Annotated in this window: 13 protein-coding genes; all 13 read left to right on the top strand. The window is 43.6% G+C overall.

Annotated features, from left to right (window positions below):
- The first annotated feature begins 3 nt into the window (after positions 1-3).
- The 13 genes from murC to GKO22_RS00140 all read left to right on the top strand — a co-directional run bounded on the left by murC (position 4) and on the right by GKO22_RS00140 (position 17,174).
- A complete protein-coding gene (gene murC / locus GKO22_RS00200) occupies positions 4-1,359 on the top strand; it encodes a UDP-N-acetylmuramate--L-alanine ligase (RefSeq protein WP_166332141.1) in 1,356 nt (451 codons plus the stop codon).
- A complete protein-coding gene (locus tag GKO22_RS00195) occupies positions 1,352-2,176 on the top strand; it encodes a cell division protein FtsQ/DivIB (RefSeq protein WP_166332140.1) in 825 nt (274 codons plus the stop codon). Before murC ends, GKO22_RS00195 begins: the two co-directional genes overlap by 8 nt.
- A 32-nt stretch (positions 2,177-2,208) precedes the next feature.
- Positions 2,209-3,591, top strand: a complete 1,383-nt coding sequence (gene ftsA / locus GKO22_RS00190) for a cell division protein FtsA (protein WP_116777073.1) — start codon at positions 2,209-2,211, stop codon at positions 3,589-3,591.
- Positions 3,592-3,731: 140 nt separating this feature from the next.
- On the top strand, positions 3,732-5,510 hold the full coding sequence (gene ftsZ, locus GKO22_RS00185) for a cell division protein FtsZ (RefSeq protein WP_166332139.1): 1,779 nt from the start codon (positions 3,732-3,734) through the stop codon (positions 5,508-5,510).
- Between the two features lie 189 nt (positions 5,511-5,699).
- On the top strand, positions 5,700-6,245 hold the full coding sequence (gene pyrR, locus GKO22_RS00180; RefSeq protein ID WP_166332138.1) for a bifunctional pyr operon transcriptional regulator/uracil phosphoribosyltransferase PyrR: 546 nt from the start codon (positions 5,700-5,702) through the stop codon (positions 6,243-6,245).
- Between the two features lie 24 nt (positions 6,246-6,269).
- A complete protein-coding gene (locus GKO22_RS00175) occupies positions 6,270-7,205 on the top strand; it encodes an aspartate carbamoyltransferase catalytic subunit (protein ID WP_166332137.1) in 936 nt (311 codons plus the stop codon).
- Between the two features lie 237 nt (positions 7,206-7,442).
- Positions 7,443-10,472: a tetratricopeptide repeat protein gene (locus GKO22_RS00170; RefSeq protein WP_166332136.1), complete on the top strand. Its 3,030-nt coding sequence runs from the start codon at positions 7,443-7,445 to the stop codon at positions 10,470-10,472.
- A 16-nt stretch (positions 10,473-10,488) separates the two neighbouring features.
- Positions 10,489-12,216, top strand: coding sequence for a TonB-dependent receptor (locus GKO22_RS00165; RefSeq protein ID WP_166332135.1), 1,728 nt, complete (start codon positions 10,489-10,491; stop codon positions 12,214-12,216).
- A 43-nt stretch (positions 12,217-12,259) separates the two neighbouring features.
- A complete protein-coding gene (locus GKO22_RS00160; RefSeq protein WP_166332134.1) occupies positions 12,260-13,774 on the top strand; it encodes an HU domain-containing protein in 1,515 nt (504 codons plus the stop codon).
- Between the two features lie 38 nt (positions 13,775-13,812).
- Positions 13,813-14,511, top strand: coding sequence for a MotA/TolQ/ExbB proton channel family protein (locus tag GKO22_RS00155; RefSeq protein WP_166332912.1), 699 nt, complete (start codon positions 13,813-13,815; stop codon positions 14,509-14,511).
- 26 nt (positions 14,512-14,537) lie between these two features.
- Positions 14,538-14,945: an ExbD/TolR family protein gene (locus GKO22_RS00150; RefSeq protein ID WP_066755546.1), complete on the top strand. Its 408-nt coding sequence runs from the start codon at positions 14,538-14,540 to the stop codon at positions 14,943-14,945.
- Between the two features lie 68 nt (positions 14,946-15,013).
- Positions 15,014-15,838: an energy transducer TonB family protein gene (locus GKO22_RS00145; RefSeq protein WP_166332133.1), complete on the top strand. Its 825-nt coding sequence runs from the start codon at positions 15,014-15,016 to the stop codon at positions 15,836-15,838.
- A gap of 19 nt (positions 15,839-15,857) precedes the next feature.
- On the top strand, positions 15,858-17,174 hold the full coding sequence (locus GKO22_RS00140; RefSeq protein ID WP_166332132.1) for a bifunctional folylpolyglutamate synthase/dihydrofolate synthase: 1,317 nt from the start codon (positions 15,858-15,860) through the stop codon (positions 17,172-17,174).
- Positions 17,175-17,179: the final 5 nt, after the last annotated feature.

Genomic DNA, 17,179 nt, shown 5'->3' with positions numbered 1-17,179 from the left:
GTTATGCATATCGACCAAATTAGAATAGTTTATTTATTGGGCATTGGCGGCATCGGCATGAGTGGATTAGCGCGCTATTTCCAACATTTAGGTTGTGCTGTGTCCGGTTATGATAAAACCGAAACCGAGTTGACCAAGGCTTTGGTCGAAGAAGGTATTCCGGTTACCTATCAAGATGATGTTCGCGAATTGCCCGATCATTTGGCTACGCCAAATGAAGAAACATTGATCATTTTTACGCCAGCCGTACCAACTGATCTGACCTTGAAAAACACGTTGATCGAACGCGGCTTTACCTTGTACAAACGTTCTCAGGTTTTAGGTCTCATTAGTGCGAGTCGGTTTACTATTGCGGTAGCAGGCACACACGGCAAAACCACGACCTCGACCATGATTGCACATGTCTTGAAAGACTCTGGTTACGATTGCTCGGCATTTTTAGGCGGTATTAGCACCAATTATCAGAGCAACGTTTTATACGGTGATAACAATACCGTGGTGGTAGAGGCGGATGAATTTGATCGCTCTTTCTTGACGCTACATCCTAACATCGCGATTGTCACCTCGGCAGATGCCGATCACTTGGATATTTATGGTGATGCATCGCAGCTAGTTGATTCTTTTGAGCTCTTCTTGGATCGCGTAGTGGTGGACGGTATTAAGATCGTCAAGAAAGGATTGCCATTTTCGGGTGATATTTCTTACGCGAAAGAAGACAAAGCAGATGCGTATGCCGACAATATACAGATCAAAAATGGGGAGTTCTATTTCGATTATCATGCGGATAGTTTGACGCTAAAAGATATTCGATTAGGAATTCCGGGATTACATAACATTGAAAATGCGGTTTCGGCAATTACGGTCGCAAATTTGCTAGGCATAAGCAGCGAAAAAATCATCGCTGCTTTAGGTTCATTTCAGGGAGTAAAAAGACGTTTTGAATATATCGTAAGACAGGAAGATACCGTGTACATAGATGACTATGCACACCATCCAGAAGAGTTGCGAGCTTTTCTAACGTCTATGCGTAAGCTGTATCCAGAAAAGAAGTTGACCGTGGTCTTTCAACCACATTTATTCACGCGTACGCGTGACTTTGTCGACGGCTTCGCGGAAGTGCTGGGCTTAGCCGATACGCTATATTTGATGGAGATCTACCCGGCGCGAGAGAAACCGATTGATGGTGTAAATGCACAGTGGTTGCTCGACAAGATCGACTTGGAAGATAAGCACATCTTGACGGCACAACAAATATTGGATACCGTAGAAACGACGCGTCCAGAATTGATCGTAACAGTAGGAGCAGGCGATATTGATCGACTGGTAAAACCTTTAAAACAACTATTGACAAATGCTTAACTGGCTTAAAAATATACCATGGCGCTTAATCGGTTCGATAACACTCGGGCTGGCGGCTTTCGTGGGCGTCATGATGTTGATGGGTTTGGTGGCCAAAAAGGATGCAGCACAATCTTGCACCGCATTGCAAATCATGGTAGAAGGAAAGGAAACTTTCATCGATCAAGCGGATATCACAGCTATAATTGAGAATCAATATGGTACGGTAGTCGGCAGACAATTATTGGATATTCCGTTGCAAAAGATAGAAGCTTCGTTGAAAGCATTGCCTTACGTATCCAATGCCGATATACATGTCGATATCAATGGCGTGATGAAGGTGTCGGTACAGCAGCGTGCGATTTTGCTTCGTGTCATCAATCGGGTCGGTCAAGAATTTTATGTGGATACTGAAGGAAAGAAGATTCCGACTACGCTAAAATATGTGCCGCATACGATTGTCGCCAATGGTTATATCCGCGAATCATTTGGCAAACCATTGGAAGCAATCGAATCGCCGGTGGTAAAAGATTTAGCAGCAATAGTGCGTCATATCAATACCAGCGAATTGTGGAGCAATCAAGTCGTACAATTGTACGTCAATGAAAAAGGAGATATCGAATTGGTGCCAAGAGTTGGCGATCAAGACCTGATCTTAGGTAATGCCCAGGATTTGGATGATAAATTGCGTAGACTGGAGATTTTCTATCAGAGAATCTTGCCGCGGGTTGGCACAGAAGCGTATAGCAAAGTGAATGTCAAATATGCTGATCAGATTATCTGCGAAAGATATGGTGATTGGTTTATCGACAGTTTACAGATGAAAATGAATAAATAATACCGAAGAATAACACAGCAAATACACAGCGTATGAAACCAAAATTTACAGAACTCGAAAAAGAAAATCCAATCGTCGTCGGATTGGATATCGGTACGACCAAAATCTGCGTGACGGTGGGGCGTCGCAGTGGCAATACAAAGGTCGAATTACTGGGCGTCGGCAAAGCCGAATCTGCTGGAGTTAGCCGGGGGGTAGTGGCTAACATTCAGAAGACGGTGGATAGCATTCGCGAAGCGGTTTCGATCGCCGAAGGACAGTCGAACGTCGATATCAAAGTCGTAAGCGTGGGGATCGCCGGTCAGCATATCAAAAGTATACAACACCGAGGTATTGTAACCCGTAACGACGATGACGAAATCGGACGCGAAGACGTGCAACGTCTAATCTCCGATATGTACAAATTGGTATTGCCTCCGGGTGAAGAAATTATCCATGTGCTTCCGCAAGAATTTACGATCGACAACGAACCGGGAATCAAAGAACCGATCGGGATGGCAGGTCGTCGTGTAGAAGCCAACTTTCATATCATCTCTGGTCGTGTAACGGATATTAAAAATATCAAACGTTGCGTCGATAATTCTGATTTGGAAGTGTCAGAATTAATCCTTGAGCCTTTGGCATCATCTGAAGCTGTGTTAGATGAAGAGGAGAAAACGGCTGGTGTAGTATTAGTGGATATTGGTGGTGGTACCACTGATGTGGCCATCTTCCACGAAGGTATTATCCGTCATACGGCGGTTATTCCATTGGGTGGTAATATTGTAACGGAAGATATTCGCCAAGGCTGTTCGGTATTGCGCAATCAAGCGGAGCAACTGAAAGTACGTTATGGTTCGGCATTGGCAGACGAGAATAAAGAGAATGAAGTGATCTGTGTACCAGGAATTCGTGGTCGTGAGGCCAAAGAAATCTCGGTGAAAAACCTGGCGTACATTATCCAAGCGCGCATGGAAGAGATCATCGAGCATGTGCATTACGAGATCAAAGCTTCGGGTTATGAAGATAGATTAATCGCCGGTATTGTGATCACAGGTGGTGGTGCACAATTGAAGCACTTGGTACAGTTGGTAGAATACGTAACAGGTATTGATTGTCGGATTGGTTATCCAAATGAATATTTGGCTAAAACCGATATGTTGAACAAGCAAGCGTTTGACGAACTGAAAAGTCCGTTATACGCCACAGGTATTGGCCTTTTGATCAAAGGAATCCAAGAGATCGAAGAAGGCGAAAAAAGAGAACAAGAGAAAGTAGCCAAAGTGGGCGGTGGTGCACGAGCGAAATCGAGCATCAAAGTGAGCGATATCGCCAGCGATCAAGGTAGAAAAGAAGGTTGGTTAACCCGTATTTTGGGCAATTGGATCACCGATGGCGAGGATATTGACGATGATACCTTTATCGGGAAAAAGTAATTTATCAACAACGGTCTGTTTTTTCCACAAATTGACAATTGTGGAAAACTCTTGTGGATAATTTGTTAATATTACGTTAGAATTAGAGGGTCAAATTCGTCTTTGCAATAGGTTGATTTAAAGTATAATAGGTATAAGATATGTCGATACAATTTGAAATGTTAAAAGAGCAGTCGTCTATCATCAAAGTAGTTGGTGTAGGTGGCGGTGGTGGTAATGCCGTAAACCACATGTATAAAGCCGGGATAAGTGGGGTAGATTTTATTATATGTAATACGGATGCACAAGCATTGGAGTTGAGTCCAATTCCTAATAAAGTTCAGTTGGGCGCAAGCTTGACGGAAGGAATGGGAGCAGGAGCAGATCCTGATGTGGGCGAAAACTCGGCTATAGAAAGTATCGAAGATATCAAACGTATGTTGGGTACCAATACCAAAATGTTGTTTATTACAGCAGGAATGGGTGGTGGTACGGGTACAGGTGCAAGTCCCGTGTTGGCAAAAGCAGCCAAAGAAATGGGAATTTTGACGGTAGCCATCATCACAACACCATTTACTTTTGAAGGCAAGCGCCGTAAGTCACAGGCAGAAGAAGGATTAGGTGAATTGCGTAAATACGTGGATTCTTACTTAGTGATTTCTAATGATAGATTGCGTGAAATCTTCGGTAACCTTACGATGACCGCTGCATTTGCGAAAGCAGATGATATCTTGACGACAGCTGCTAAAGGTATTGCCGAGATTATTACTATTCCAGGTTATGTAAACGTCGATTTCAAAGATGTGCGTACGGTGATGAATGATAGCGGTGTTGCTATCATGGGTAATGCGGTTGCTAATGGCGACGAGCGCGCTTTGCAAGCCGTGACTGGTGCATTAGCTTCACCATTATTGAAAGATAATGAGATCGAAGGCGCACGTTATATCTTATTAAACATTACTTCTGGATCGAAAGAAGTAACGATGGACGAAGTGTCTATCATTACCGATTACATTCAGGAAAAAGCAGGCTTATCAGCCGATCTCATCTGGGGTAACTGTATTGATGAAAACATGGGCGACGACCTTTCTGTTACGATCATCGCTACCGGTTTCCAAACCACAGAAGAACGCGTAAAAGATAAAGAGAAGGAAAAGATTGCGCATCGCTTAACTCCAGAGGAGTCTAAGTCGGCTTTCGTTAAACCAGTATCTCAGAATCAGTTTGTGGACAAGCAAACTTATACAGAGCCCGTAGTAAAACCAGTTGGAGTTACCAATACCGCGTTTGAGCAACCTATTCAACAAACCGATCTCTTTACGGCTAACCCGACAAACAGATCATTTGCTTCGACGCCAGTAAATCAGCCTTCGGCAGTGCAACAGCCCCAAGCGCAACCTACACGTCATGCAGATCAAGAAGCACATGTGGTGCGTCATACCTTAGATCTGAATGAGCAAGAAGTCGAAGAGCAAGAACCTCAGGATAACCATGGTTTTGAATTGAAAACATCTCCTTCGATGTTTGAGTTCAAAGTGCCTACGGTTTTTGATTCGTACCAACAACCACAATCATTAGGTGCGCAAGAATCTTCGCAACCTGCTTATCAGCAATCAGCAAATAACTATACTGCACCGAGCAATACGATAGCGACACCAGCTGCTTTAGAAGAGGCTAAGGTGGAGGAAGCTAATTTCGAAGATCAATTGATGAAAACGAAAGAACGTATTCTTCGCTTGAAAGAGTTGAGCATGAAATTGCGTTCGACGAATGGTTTGCAAGAGATGGAAAATGAACCAGCATATAAGAGAAAGCAAAAATCATTGGATGATGTGCCACACTCTTCGCAGTCGCAAGTGTCTCGTTTTACCCTATCATTTGATAGTGGCGAAACCGAAATCAGACCGAACAATTCATTTCTACACGACAACGTCGATTAGTAATTGTATTACATATAAAATAAACAGCTTCCTTACCGAAGCTGTTTTTGTATACCCTAAGACCGCAAGGTCTTTTCAAAAAAATGGCTAAGTTTGCCTAAACAAATCCGCTGATAGGATGCCTACCCATAGCTTCATGGAGCGATCAGGGCAGAATGGCAGCTAGCGGTGCAAGACGAGCATATACATATGAAACAATCTTTGCTTTTAGACGGACCCAAGTTTGAGATTACGCTCAAGCGTTTGTGTCAGCAGCTCATAGAAAACCACGGTGATTTTAGTGATACAGTAATCATCGGCGTACAACCACGCGGGCCATATATGGCGAACCGACTCCGCCAAGAAATCAAAACGATTTCGGGTGCAGATGTGCAGACCGGTGCCTTGGATATTACCTTTCACCGCGATGATTTTCGGATGAAAGGATCCAGTCCTTTGCAGGCAAGTCGTACCGATATTGAGTTTTTGGTAGATGATAAAGTGGTTGTTTTTGTAGATGATGTGCTTTGGACAGGGCGTACGATACGCTCTGCTATGGACGCTATCCAGACATTTGGCCGACCTAAGAAGATCGAGTTGATGGTGTTGGTCGATCGTCGATTCTCTCGCCAACTACCGATTGAGCCAGATTATATTGGAATACAAGTCGATTCTATCGATGCGCAAAAAGTCATCGTAAGTTGGAAAGAAACTGATCAGGAGGATAGCATCGTTTTGATCACAGAAGAAAAATAAAGAGAATACAGATCCATATAGCACATGTCAAGCACAGAACAACTCAGCACACGTCACCTATTAGGTATAAAAGATCTTAACGAACAAGATATACAATTGATCCTTGATACAGCATCCAATTTTAAGGATGTGTTGAATCGGCCGATTAAGAAAGTTCCGTCTCTGCGGGATATCACCATCGCCAATGTATTCTTCGAAAACTCTACTCGCACCAGATTATCGTTTGAGTTAGCAGAAAAGCGCCTTTCGGCCGATACCATCAATTTTGCGGCTTCCTCATCGTCCGTAAGTAAGGGCGAAACACTCATTGACACCGTTAATAATATTCTCGCGATGAAAGTCGACATGATTGTCATGCGACATCCTTATGCAGGTGCAGGCGTATTTCTAAGTCGCCACATCGATGCGCAGATTGTCAACGCTGGTGATGGTGCGCACGAACATCCGACTCAAGCTTTGTTGGATTCCTTCTCTATCCGCGAGCGATTAGGCGATCTTGCCGGCAAAAAAGTTGCCATAATTGGTGATGTACTGCACTCCCGCGTCGCTCTGTCTAATATTCTATGTTTGCAGAAGCAAGGTGCTGAAGTGATGGTGTGCGGGCCGACAACCTTAATCCCAAAATACATCAGTGCGCTTGGTGTCAAAGTAGAACATGATTTGATGAAAGCGCTGAACTGGTGCGATGTCGCCAATATGCTGCGTATACAATTAGAGCGTCAGGACATTGCATACTTCCCATCACTACGGGAATATTCTATGTTATATGGTTTGAACAAACAAATCTTAGATAGCCTAGACAAAGAGATTATCATCATGCACCCGGGGCCAATAAATCGTGGTGTGGAGATTACCTCTGATGTAGCCGACAGCGCACATTCCATTATTTTGGATCAAGTGGAAAATGGCGTAGCTGTTCGTATGGCAGTGCTTTACTTATTAGCCGGCAAACGCGGTTAAAATTACTTCAGATTCGCGGAAGCGAAATACAGCGCAGCTGCTGGGAATTTTGTTAAAGTATCGTTAAATACGGTGTTTATGCACCAATGTTAATAACTTTTGAGGAAAACTTTAAGGGTAACTTCTATTTTCGTATGTTGAAGGAATCTGTTGGCCAATATGGCATGTAAAGCTGAGATCGACAAACCGAAATGATGGTGGAAATACGTTATCCAATAAATAGTAGAATTCGTTTATATGTACAATAAGATATATCAAGTTGGGGTGGCTTTATGCTTGATGGGGACGACTGCAGTCGCTCAGCAAACGGCTTGGCAAGATGTGAATAACGCATACAAGTCAGGTCTTGAACTGTATGAGCGCGGAAAATTTAGCTCCGCAGCAAAGCAGTTTGATCGGGCAGAAAGCGTACGTACCAAATCTACGTTGCAGTTGGATGAAACGCAGGAATTGACCTTATTAAAAGAAAACATTCGCTACTACCAAGCGGTATGTGCATTAGAATTAGAAGAGAGCAATGCGGAAAGCTTGTTCTTAAAATATATTCGTGATTTTCCTTCAAGCGCCAATTCCAAAGCAGCCAATTTCCAGATTGGTAAATTCTATTATACCAGACAAGAGTTTGAAAAAGCGATTGAGTGGTTTACACGTATAGATAGTAAAAGCTTAGCCGGCGCAGAGGCTACCGAGTATCGCTTCAAATTAGCGTATGCGCGCTTCATGACCAAAGATTACGAAGCGGCAAAGCCTGTATTTGCAGATCTAAAAGATCGTAATTCTTCGTATCAGGAAGCGTCTATTTATTATCATGCTTACCTGAGTTATTTAGATGCAGAATATAAGACAGCGCTAAATGAGTTCGAACGTTTGAAAGGGTCGAAAACCTATGAAAATAGTTATCCATACTACATTACCGCACTTTACTTCTTAGATAAGCGTTATGATGAGGTATTGGCTTATGCCTTACCGATTTTACAAAACACGAAGCAGGAGAGCGAAACGGATATGTTCCGCATCGTAGCGGCAACCTATTTCATCAAGGGCGACTTAGATAAATCTAAGCAGTATTACGATCGTTTTCAAGCGGCTGATCAAAGCAAAACCCAGAACAATCAGGATAGCTACCAGATCGGTTATATTAACTACAAGCTAGGGAATTACGAACGCGCTATTGCGGAGTTGGAAAAACTGGATGAACCAGATGCCTACTACCAAAGTGCCATGATTACGTTGGGTGATTCCTTCATCAAAACAAATAATAAACAAAGTGCTCGGAACGCTTTTTTCCGTGCTTCTAAATTGGACTTCGATCCGCAATTGAAAGAGGAAGGTTTATTTAATTACGCGAAATTATCGTACGAATTGGAGTTTCACCAGGTGGCCTTAGATGCTGTTCAGGAATACCTGCAGACATATCCCAGTTCTACACGCAGTGAAGAAGCAAAAACATTGTTGGCCGAAGTACTTTTAGGAACTAAAAACTACCGCGCAGCGGTAGACGTACTGGAGGGCATCAATCGCAGCAGCCGTGAAGCAAAAGCAGCTTATCAAAAAGTAACGTATTACCGCGGTCTGGAATACTACAACGAGCGTGCTTTTGAAAATGGTATCTCCATGTTCATGCGTTCGGAAGAAAACCGCTACGACGAAGAAATCTATGCGCTATCTACTTATTGGAAAGCAGAAGCTATGTACGAAGTGCGCAAATACAAAGAAGCCACGGCCAACTTCAACAAGTTTTTACAATTGCCAGCAGCGCGCAAAACCGATGTATACCATTATGCGAATTACGCATTAGCATATGCTGCATTCCGTAACGACAACTACAGCACAGCAGCCAATTATTTTGAGCGTTTCCTATCAGGCGCTGCGCGCGATGGAGTAGATGCCAACACACGTAACGACGCGATAGCGCGTGCAGCCGATTCGTACTTCGGTACAAAAAATTACGCTCGTGCGATGTCGTATTACGATCGTCTCATCAGCTCTGGTGCACAAAGCCAAGATTATGCATTATTCCAACGCGGAATTATCCAAGGTTTGCAAGGCAATAGCCAAGCAAAAATTGCAACACTAAACTCGGTTGTGCAGAAGTTTCCGAACTCCAACTATGCGGACGACGTCGCTTTTGAAATTCCATACACTTATTTCTTGTTAGACCAGTATGACAAAGCGATCACTGGCCTGCAAAAAATGGTAGAGCAATATCCACGCAGTAGCTATGTGCCTCGTGCCTTAGTCACGATCGGGTTAGTGCAATACAATCAAGACAATCGAGATGCTGCTTTGGCGACATTTCAACGAGTGGTCAGTCAATATCCGACTACCGACGAAGCGAAACAATCCTTAGCTTCCATCGAAAACATCTATTTGGATAAGAATGATGCATCCGGTTACATCCGCTACGCGACCAGCACCAATATTGGTGATTTGAGCAAAGCAGAGCAGGATGGACATACTTTTGCGGTAGCACGTACTTTATTTGATCGCGGTAACTGGCAAGGCGCTGTCGAAGCCGTAAATGCGTACTTCGATAAGTTTCCAAAACCGATTAATGAGAAACATGCGCGCTTTATTCGTGGCGAAAGTTACGCGCAATTGCGTAAGGATACCGAAGCATTGCACGACTTCAATATCATCATGAATGATTGGACTAGTGCGTACACCGAGCGTACCTTATTGAGTGTAGCTCGCTTGCACTTACGTAATAAAGCGTACAATGAGGCCGTTCAGGTATTGAAAAAACTGGAATTGACTTCCGAATACAAAGAAAACTACGGTTGGGCGATCAACAATTTGATGGTGAGTTATTTCAATATCAATGATTATGCGGAAACGTTGACGTATGCTAATATCATCAAAGGATATGAAAAATCTTCGGAAGAAGAGATAGCGAAAGCACACTTGTATGCTGCCAAAGCATATCAGGCAACAAACAAAGCCGCTGATGCGAGCAAAGAACTTAGCTCAGCTGCCGCAAAGTCAAAAACAGAGACCGGTGCAGAAGCCCGTTACCTGATCGCCAAACAGCAGGTGCAGAGCAAACAGTGGGATAAAGCCATCCAGACAGCGATGGAAATTGGAGATAAATTCTCTTCTTTCGAGTACTGGGTGGCCAAAGGTTTTATCACCATGGCAGAAGCTTACCGAGGAAAAGGAGACAACTTTCAGGCTAAAGCAACCTTGGAGAGCGTGATCGACAACTACGATAACGATAAAGATGGCGTTGTGAAAGAGGCGAAAGAGTTATTGCAGAAAATTAAATAAGATTAGGGTAGTGAAGATGAAATTTCAGAAGATACTTACGCAAACAGCGTTTTTAGCGATGCTTACTGGTGTCAGTTTCGAAGCTGCTGCTCAACAACGCGAAGAAACAGAAAAACCAGTTGCCATCGATTCATTTGTAATCGTTCGGGACTATCGGCCATTACTAGCCGACGCGGTCAAAATTCGCCGTAGTCCAGATATGTCCAACAAAAGAGAATACATGCCACGCCTTACGTATGGCAATGTGCCTGATAAGAAATTGGATATCAATACGGGATTGAGCGAGTTGAAAATCATGGAAACGCCTTTCATTCGCTCGCGCGATACCTATAGCAATTATGTGAAAGCAGGTGTTGGTAATTTAGGAACCATCCTTGGCGAAGCCTATTTTGCGGTAGAGGATTATGAAGATATTCGATTTGGTGGTTTCGTCAAGCACCTCAACCAAAAAGGTAGTCTGGATGACCAGCGCTTCAGTCGCCAAGAAGTTGGCGCTTTTGGTAGACGTGTTTTTCCTGCCTTAACCATAGACGGACAGATTGGTTACAATCGTTTGGGGACTAACTTTTACGGTATTCCAGTAGATCAAAATGGTACATCGCTGAATCCATCGCGCGAAGGGCAAGTCTTCAATGACCTGTATCTTACGGGTGAGATGGTCAGTAATTTTGATCCAGAAGATGAAGATGCATTGAGTTTTTCACTTAAGACCGATGCCTATACTTTTTCGGATCGCTACGATGCGCGGGAGAATTCATTTGCCTTAGCGGGTTATTTGAACAAACGCGTTCGCACGTTTAACGTGGGAGCAAATGTAGCCGTAGATATCAATAATGTGGAAGGTGCGATGAATCTACTAGGCGCATCAGGCGTGAGTAATTCTGTCGCTTCTGCTAATCCATATATTAGCTTCAAAGGGGCTAATTACACCATTCAATTAGGTGCTAACTTGGTGTCTGAGTTTGGTGATCAATCTTCGTTTAACATCTTTCCAAAGGCAGAAATAGACTTCTCTTTAGTACCCGAATACTTCTACATTTTTGGTGGTATAACTGGTGGAGTTGAGCGCGGATCATATCGTGAGTTCGCCCGTCAAAATCCATTTTTGGCATCCGGTGTTACGATCCAAAACACGATTGAGCGTATGCACGCTTATGGTGGTATCAAAGGAAATGCAGGTGCCACCTTTGGCTGGAAAGCCAAAGCATTCTATCGTCAGTTAGAAGGTATGCCATTGTTTGTAAACAACATGGTCAATCCATTTCAATTTGATTTAGTGTACGACGGTGATGGCGACGAATCTGTGAAACATATTGGTGTAGAGGGAGAGATCAACATTCGCGTTTCTGAGGCCGTAAACTTAGGTGGTCGATTGAATATCGATAATTATACTATGGCCTATCAGGCAGAAACTTGGCATACGCCAAACATCCGCTTGACAGCGAATGCGCGTTTCAACATCTCGGAAAAGTTATATATTGATGCCGAGGCGTTGTTCCACGGACAGACTTCTGCACGTGCGTTTGCCTACAATTCAAGTGGTGTAGCGATCGATCCGAGTGCACCTACGGTACAAAGTATACCGTCGTTTTTAGATCTTAGTGCTGGAGCGGAATATAAAGCTACGAAGCAATTAGGTATTTTTGTGAAAGCAAATAATATGCTAAATAACGAGTATCAGCGTTACTTATATTACCCAAGATTAGGATTTAACGTGATTGGTGGACTCAATTTTTCGTTTTAATTGATTCTTTGGACTAAATTTGTGTTTTAATCCCATCATCACTATGGACTTAGGCAAGAAGATACAACAAGTACTCAAACATTACCCCAGCGTATACGTCGATGGGCTTGGTGCATTTAAAAAAGTACATCAGGCATCATCATACGATGAGCAACACAATGTATTCTTGCCTCCCATTGATTATGTAGAATTTGACGATCGTGATCAGGAAGGTTTAGACTTAGCGGAATACCTACGTCAAGAAAATGAAATCTCTCGTACCGATGCGAAGGAATTGGTTGGAAGAGAGGTCGCTGCCATTATTGCTAATATAAATGAACATGGCAAGGCACATATTCCGCAATTAGGAGATTTATTGACCTACGGTGATGGGTATGTTTTCCGTGCGATAGATTTATCTAGTTTTGTATTTGAGCCGATATCCAATGTAGAGCGTCCCGTGCAGAAAACTGAGGTGCCAGAGCAGAACGTACCAGTACCAGTTACTCCGAAAGAGGAGTCAGCTGCTGAAATAAGCGATTCAGAAGAAATCGCTAATACAAATAGAGAAGAGGAAAAAAGAGTAGAAGAAGTCGAGACCTCACCGAATATCGACGAACCTGCTCCAGAAGAGCATCATATCGAAGAAGAGGTAGCAGCTCCTCCAATTCCGCACGAAGACACCGTAACGGTAACCGAAGAAGAGCAAGAGAATCAAGAAGCGACGGTAATAGAACCATCTCCCGCAGATGAGGTGTGGAAATCGCATGTAGATGCGCCAGAATCTTTAAAATCCGAAGAGAATGATTCGGAAACCTTGAATGTAGCGCACGATGATGAAGCCGACGCGTTAGTTGAATCTGAAAATAGTGATGTGGATCCGCGCCACGCTGTTGCTGTGCCAGAAGCGCCGCCACTAATCCAAAATAAATATCAGGGAGAAAGATCTGGAGGAGTTCCGGAAGATCGTACGCCGCCAGAATTGATTCCAAGCAATGAAAACCAAGAGTATACGTATGCCAGCGAATACGTGGAGGATACTAATCGCTCGCACATTATTTGGTATGTTTTGGCAGCGATAGTAGCTTTATCCATTATTGGTGCACTATGGTACGTCACCCGTCCAGCTTCTTTATATTCCGATGTGCCAGAGGTAGATTCGCAAGAGGAAATGAAAAGTCCTTATGCTATAGACGAAGAATATCTTGTGCCAGATGCTGCAACAGACGTGGTAGACACGTCGTCTGTACTTCGGGAACGACCAGATACTGCAAATAGAACAACGCAGACAGCAGCAACTACGCCATCAGGCGCTGCCATTCAGCCTATAATTCCAGCAAATCATCATTGGTATATCGTGATTGGATCTCGTCTTCCATTGGAAGATGCGGAGGAGATGGTGGCGGAGTTTAACAAAAAAGGACAGCCGCGTGTGCGTTTGATTCCTGGCAGAGGCGCAGATAGTCCAGCAACGGTAATTTGGGACTCTTACGTTTCCAAAGAAAAAGCAGATTCTGCATTACGCATAGTGCGCAAAGACTTCGTCGCTGATGCATGGCACAAAGCGGTCAAAAAATAAATTGAATACACAAAAAACAAGTATATCTTAATCACATGATGTCATTACTTTTACAAGCATACCCGGTAGATTCTATAAACCAGATGCAACAAACAGTGAATTTAGCTCCAGTACAAGAAGATATGAACCTTCTTGAGTTGTTGATGAGAGGAGGATGGATAATGGTGCCTATAGCCCTTCTGTTTTTCATCGGCTTGGTGATCTTCGTAGAGCGTTATATTACGATCCGGAAGGCATCTAGACGTGAGACTGGATTGTTACCGCAAGTAAAGTCAAATGTATTATCTGGAAAACTAGATTCCGCTATCGCGGTTTGTCGTTCTAGCAATTCAGCGCTATCGCGCATGTTGCAAAAAGGACTTACGCGTGTAGGTCGTCCGATTAAAGACATCGAGGGAGCTATTGAAAACCAAGGTAAACTTGAAGTAGCACGTTTGGAGAAAAACATCAACGTATTGGGTATCGTAGCCGGTATAGCACCGATGCTTGGTTTCGTTGGTACGATCTTCGGGGTAATTCAGATTTTCCGTGATGTAGAGATTGCGGGCGGTATCGATATCGGTTCGGTTTCTGGAGGTTTGTATGTCAAGATGATTGCGTCGGCTTCCGGATTGACCATTGGTATCTTAGCATACATCGGTTACCACATCTTAAATATGATGGTAGAGCGCGTGATCCTTCGTATGGAAACGGATGCTATTGAATTTATCGATTTGTTAGACGAGCCAGGATCATAATTCCCGCTCAAAACACTTAATCTCAGATGAATTTAAGAAATAAAAGAAATAAGCCTACAGCAGAGGTGCACACAGCAGCGCTGAATGACATCATGTTCTTCTTGATGTTATTCTTCTTATTGGCTTCTGCCGTGGCGAATCCTCAAGTAGTAAAATTATTGTTGCCGCGATCAAGTGCTGGTGAGCAATCGGTGGCCAAGAAAACCATGACGATCTCCATCACTAGCGATCTGGTTTACCATGTAGATAAGCAAGCTGTACCGTTGGAAAGCTTGGAAGGATACATCCAAAATAACTTGGCAACAGGTGAAGAGCTGACCATTATGTTGTACGCAGATAGCACGGTGCCGATTCAAAACGTGATCTCCGTAATGGATGTAGCCAATCGCTTGCGCGTAAAACTGGTACTGGCAACAGAGCCGAAAAACAATTAATAATTTTCGGTTAGATTTTAAACAATTAGCATACGGTCTGGTCTATAGACCATAAAGAATATTAAAATATGCAGTACCACCAACAACGTATGGAAGAGAACAATATGCCAAAGGCATTGGGCATATCCAGTTTGGTGATGGCCGGTTTGTTGGCGATTGGTTTTTTTATTGTATTTGGTCAAGAAATTCCTGAATACGGTATGGGTGGTATTGTAGTGAACTACGGTACCTCTGCCGAAGGGATGGGCGACGATTATATGAGTGTAGATGAACCATCCGTAGATGAAAATGCTAATGAGGTACGACCTGATAAAATCGACCCTAATACCACACCAATTCCGACGCCAACACAACAAGTGGCTGAAAAAACCATTGCAACGCAAGATGTAGACGATGCGCCAGCGATCACAAAAACCGAAAAACCAAAGCAGAACAATGCGGAGCAAAGTACGGTAGAGAAAAAGAACGCAACGCAGGCAGTCAATCAAAATGCGCTATTTAAAGGCAAGAAAAATAGTGGCCAAGGTGGTGGTGATGGTACAGGTTCTACACCCGGCAATCAAGGTTCGGAGCTAGGTGATCCTTTGGCCAGTAATTATGGTGAAGGAGGTTCTGGTTTTGGCAATATGATGCTTTCACTCTCCAACCGTCGTTGGGATGTTCCGCCAAATGTGCAGGATGATGGACAATCCGTTGGAATTGTTGAAGTAGAATTTACAGTTGACAAAAATGGACGTATTGTACGCGCACGCCAAGGATCTAAAACAACTATTGCCGATTATCGCTTAGTACAGAAATGTATTCAGGCAGTAGAAAATGCTAGATTAAATTCACTGGCTAATGCACCCGATAGCCAAGTCGGTAAAGTGACCTTCCGGTTCAAGGTTAGATAGATACTTTCATTCCGTTTTTATGAATAACTATACACAGGCCATCGAGTATCTATATGCTCGATTGCCTATGTTTACAAGAGATGGCGCTTCGGCTATCAATAAAGGCTTAGATCGCACCATTCGGCTTTGTGATTATCTAGGCAATCCACAACAGCGTTTCAAATCTATTCACGTGGCAGGTACGAATGGCAAAGGATCCTCTTCGCACATGATCACGGCCATTCTAGAAACTGCCGGACTGAAAACGGGTTTGTACACCTCACCACATCTCGTGGATTTTAGAGAGCGCATACGTGTGCACGGTCTTCCTGTCAGCCAGCAATATGTACTGCAATTTGTACAACAGCATCAAGCCATTATGGAAGAAATCCAACCTTCCTTTTTTGAAGCAACGGTAGCAATGGCTTTCGATTATTTTGCGCAGCAAAATGTTGATGTCGCTATTATCGAAGTGGGTTTGGGTGGTCGACTGGATAGCACCAATATTATCACGCCTGTCGTTTCCTTGATCACCAATATCGGTCTGGATCATATGGATATGTTAGGAGATACCATTCCATTGATCGCTGCGGAAAAGGCCGGAATTATTAAGAATAATGTGCCGGTAGTCATATCAGAAATGCACGTCGATACGCAAAATGTTTTTCGTAATCAGGCGCAAGTTATGCAAGCACCAATCACATTCGCATCAGAACAGTGGGAGGTAAGACCCGCTGCGGAATCTGTCAGTAACTATCAGCTCGTCGATGCGATCAATCTGGCGGATGCTAACCATTCCATGCCGCTACAACTGGATTTGATGGGTTCGTATCAAGCGCATAACTTAAAAGGAGTACTATGTGTTGTGCAAGAATTGCAAACACAGGGTTTTACCATTTTAGATGAGCACATTCGCTCCGGTTTACAGCAAGTGCAGCAGCGTACGGGATTGATGGGCAGATGGCAAACCATCTCAACCAAACCTTACGTGATCTGCGATACCGGACACAATGAAGATGGCGTGCGCCAAGTAGTACAAAATCTGGAACGCACATCGTATCAACAATTGCAAATCGTGATCGGAGCGATGAAAGATAAAGACCTGAGTCATATCTTGCCTCTGCTGCCTAAAGATGCCTATTATCACTTTTGCGCACCAGCTTTGCCGCGTGCGATGGATGCCAAAGTATTGCGAGAATTAGCGGCTGAATATGGCTTAAAAGGCAATCACCACACAACAGTTATAGCAGCTTATCAAGCGGCAGTAGATGCTTGGCAGCCCAATGATTTGATTTTTGTCGGCGGCAGCACCTTTGTGGTCGCGGAGGTATTGGCTTTTATACAGCAAGACAAATAAGCCTG

The organism is Sphingobacterium chungjuense (assembly GCF_011316935.1).
Classification (GTDB): domain Bacteria; phylum Bacteroidota; class Bacteroidia; order Sphingobacteriales; family Sphingobacteriaceae; genus Sphingobacterium; species Sphingobacterium chungjuense.
Note: the sequence above shows the minus strand (reverse complement) of the source record. Positions and strands in the feature narration are given on the sequence as shown.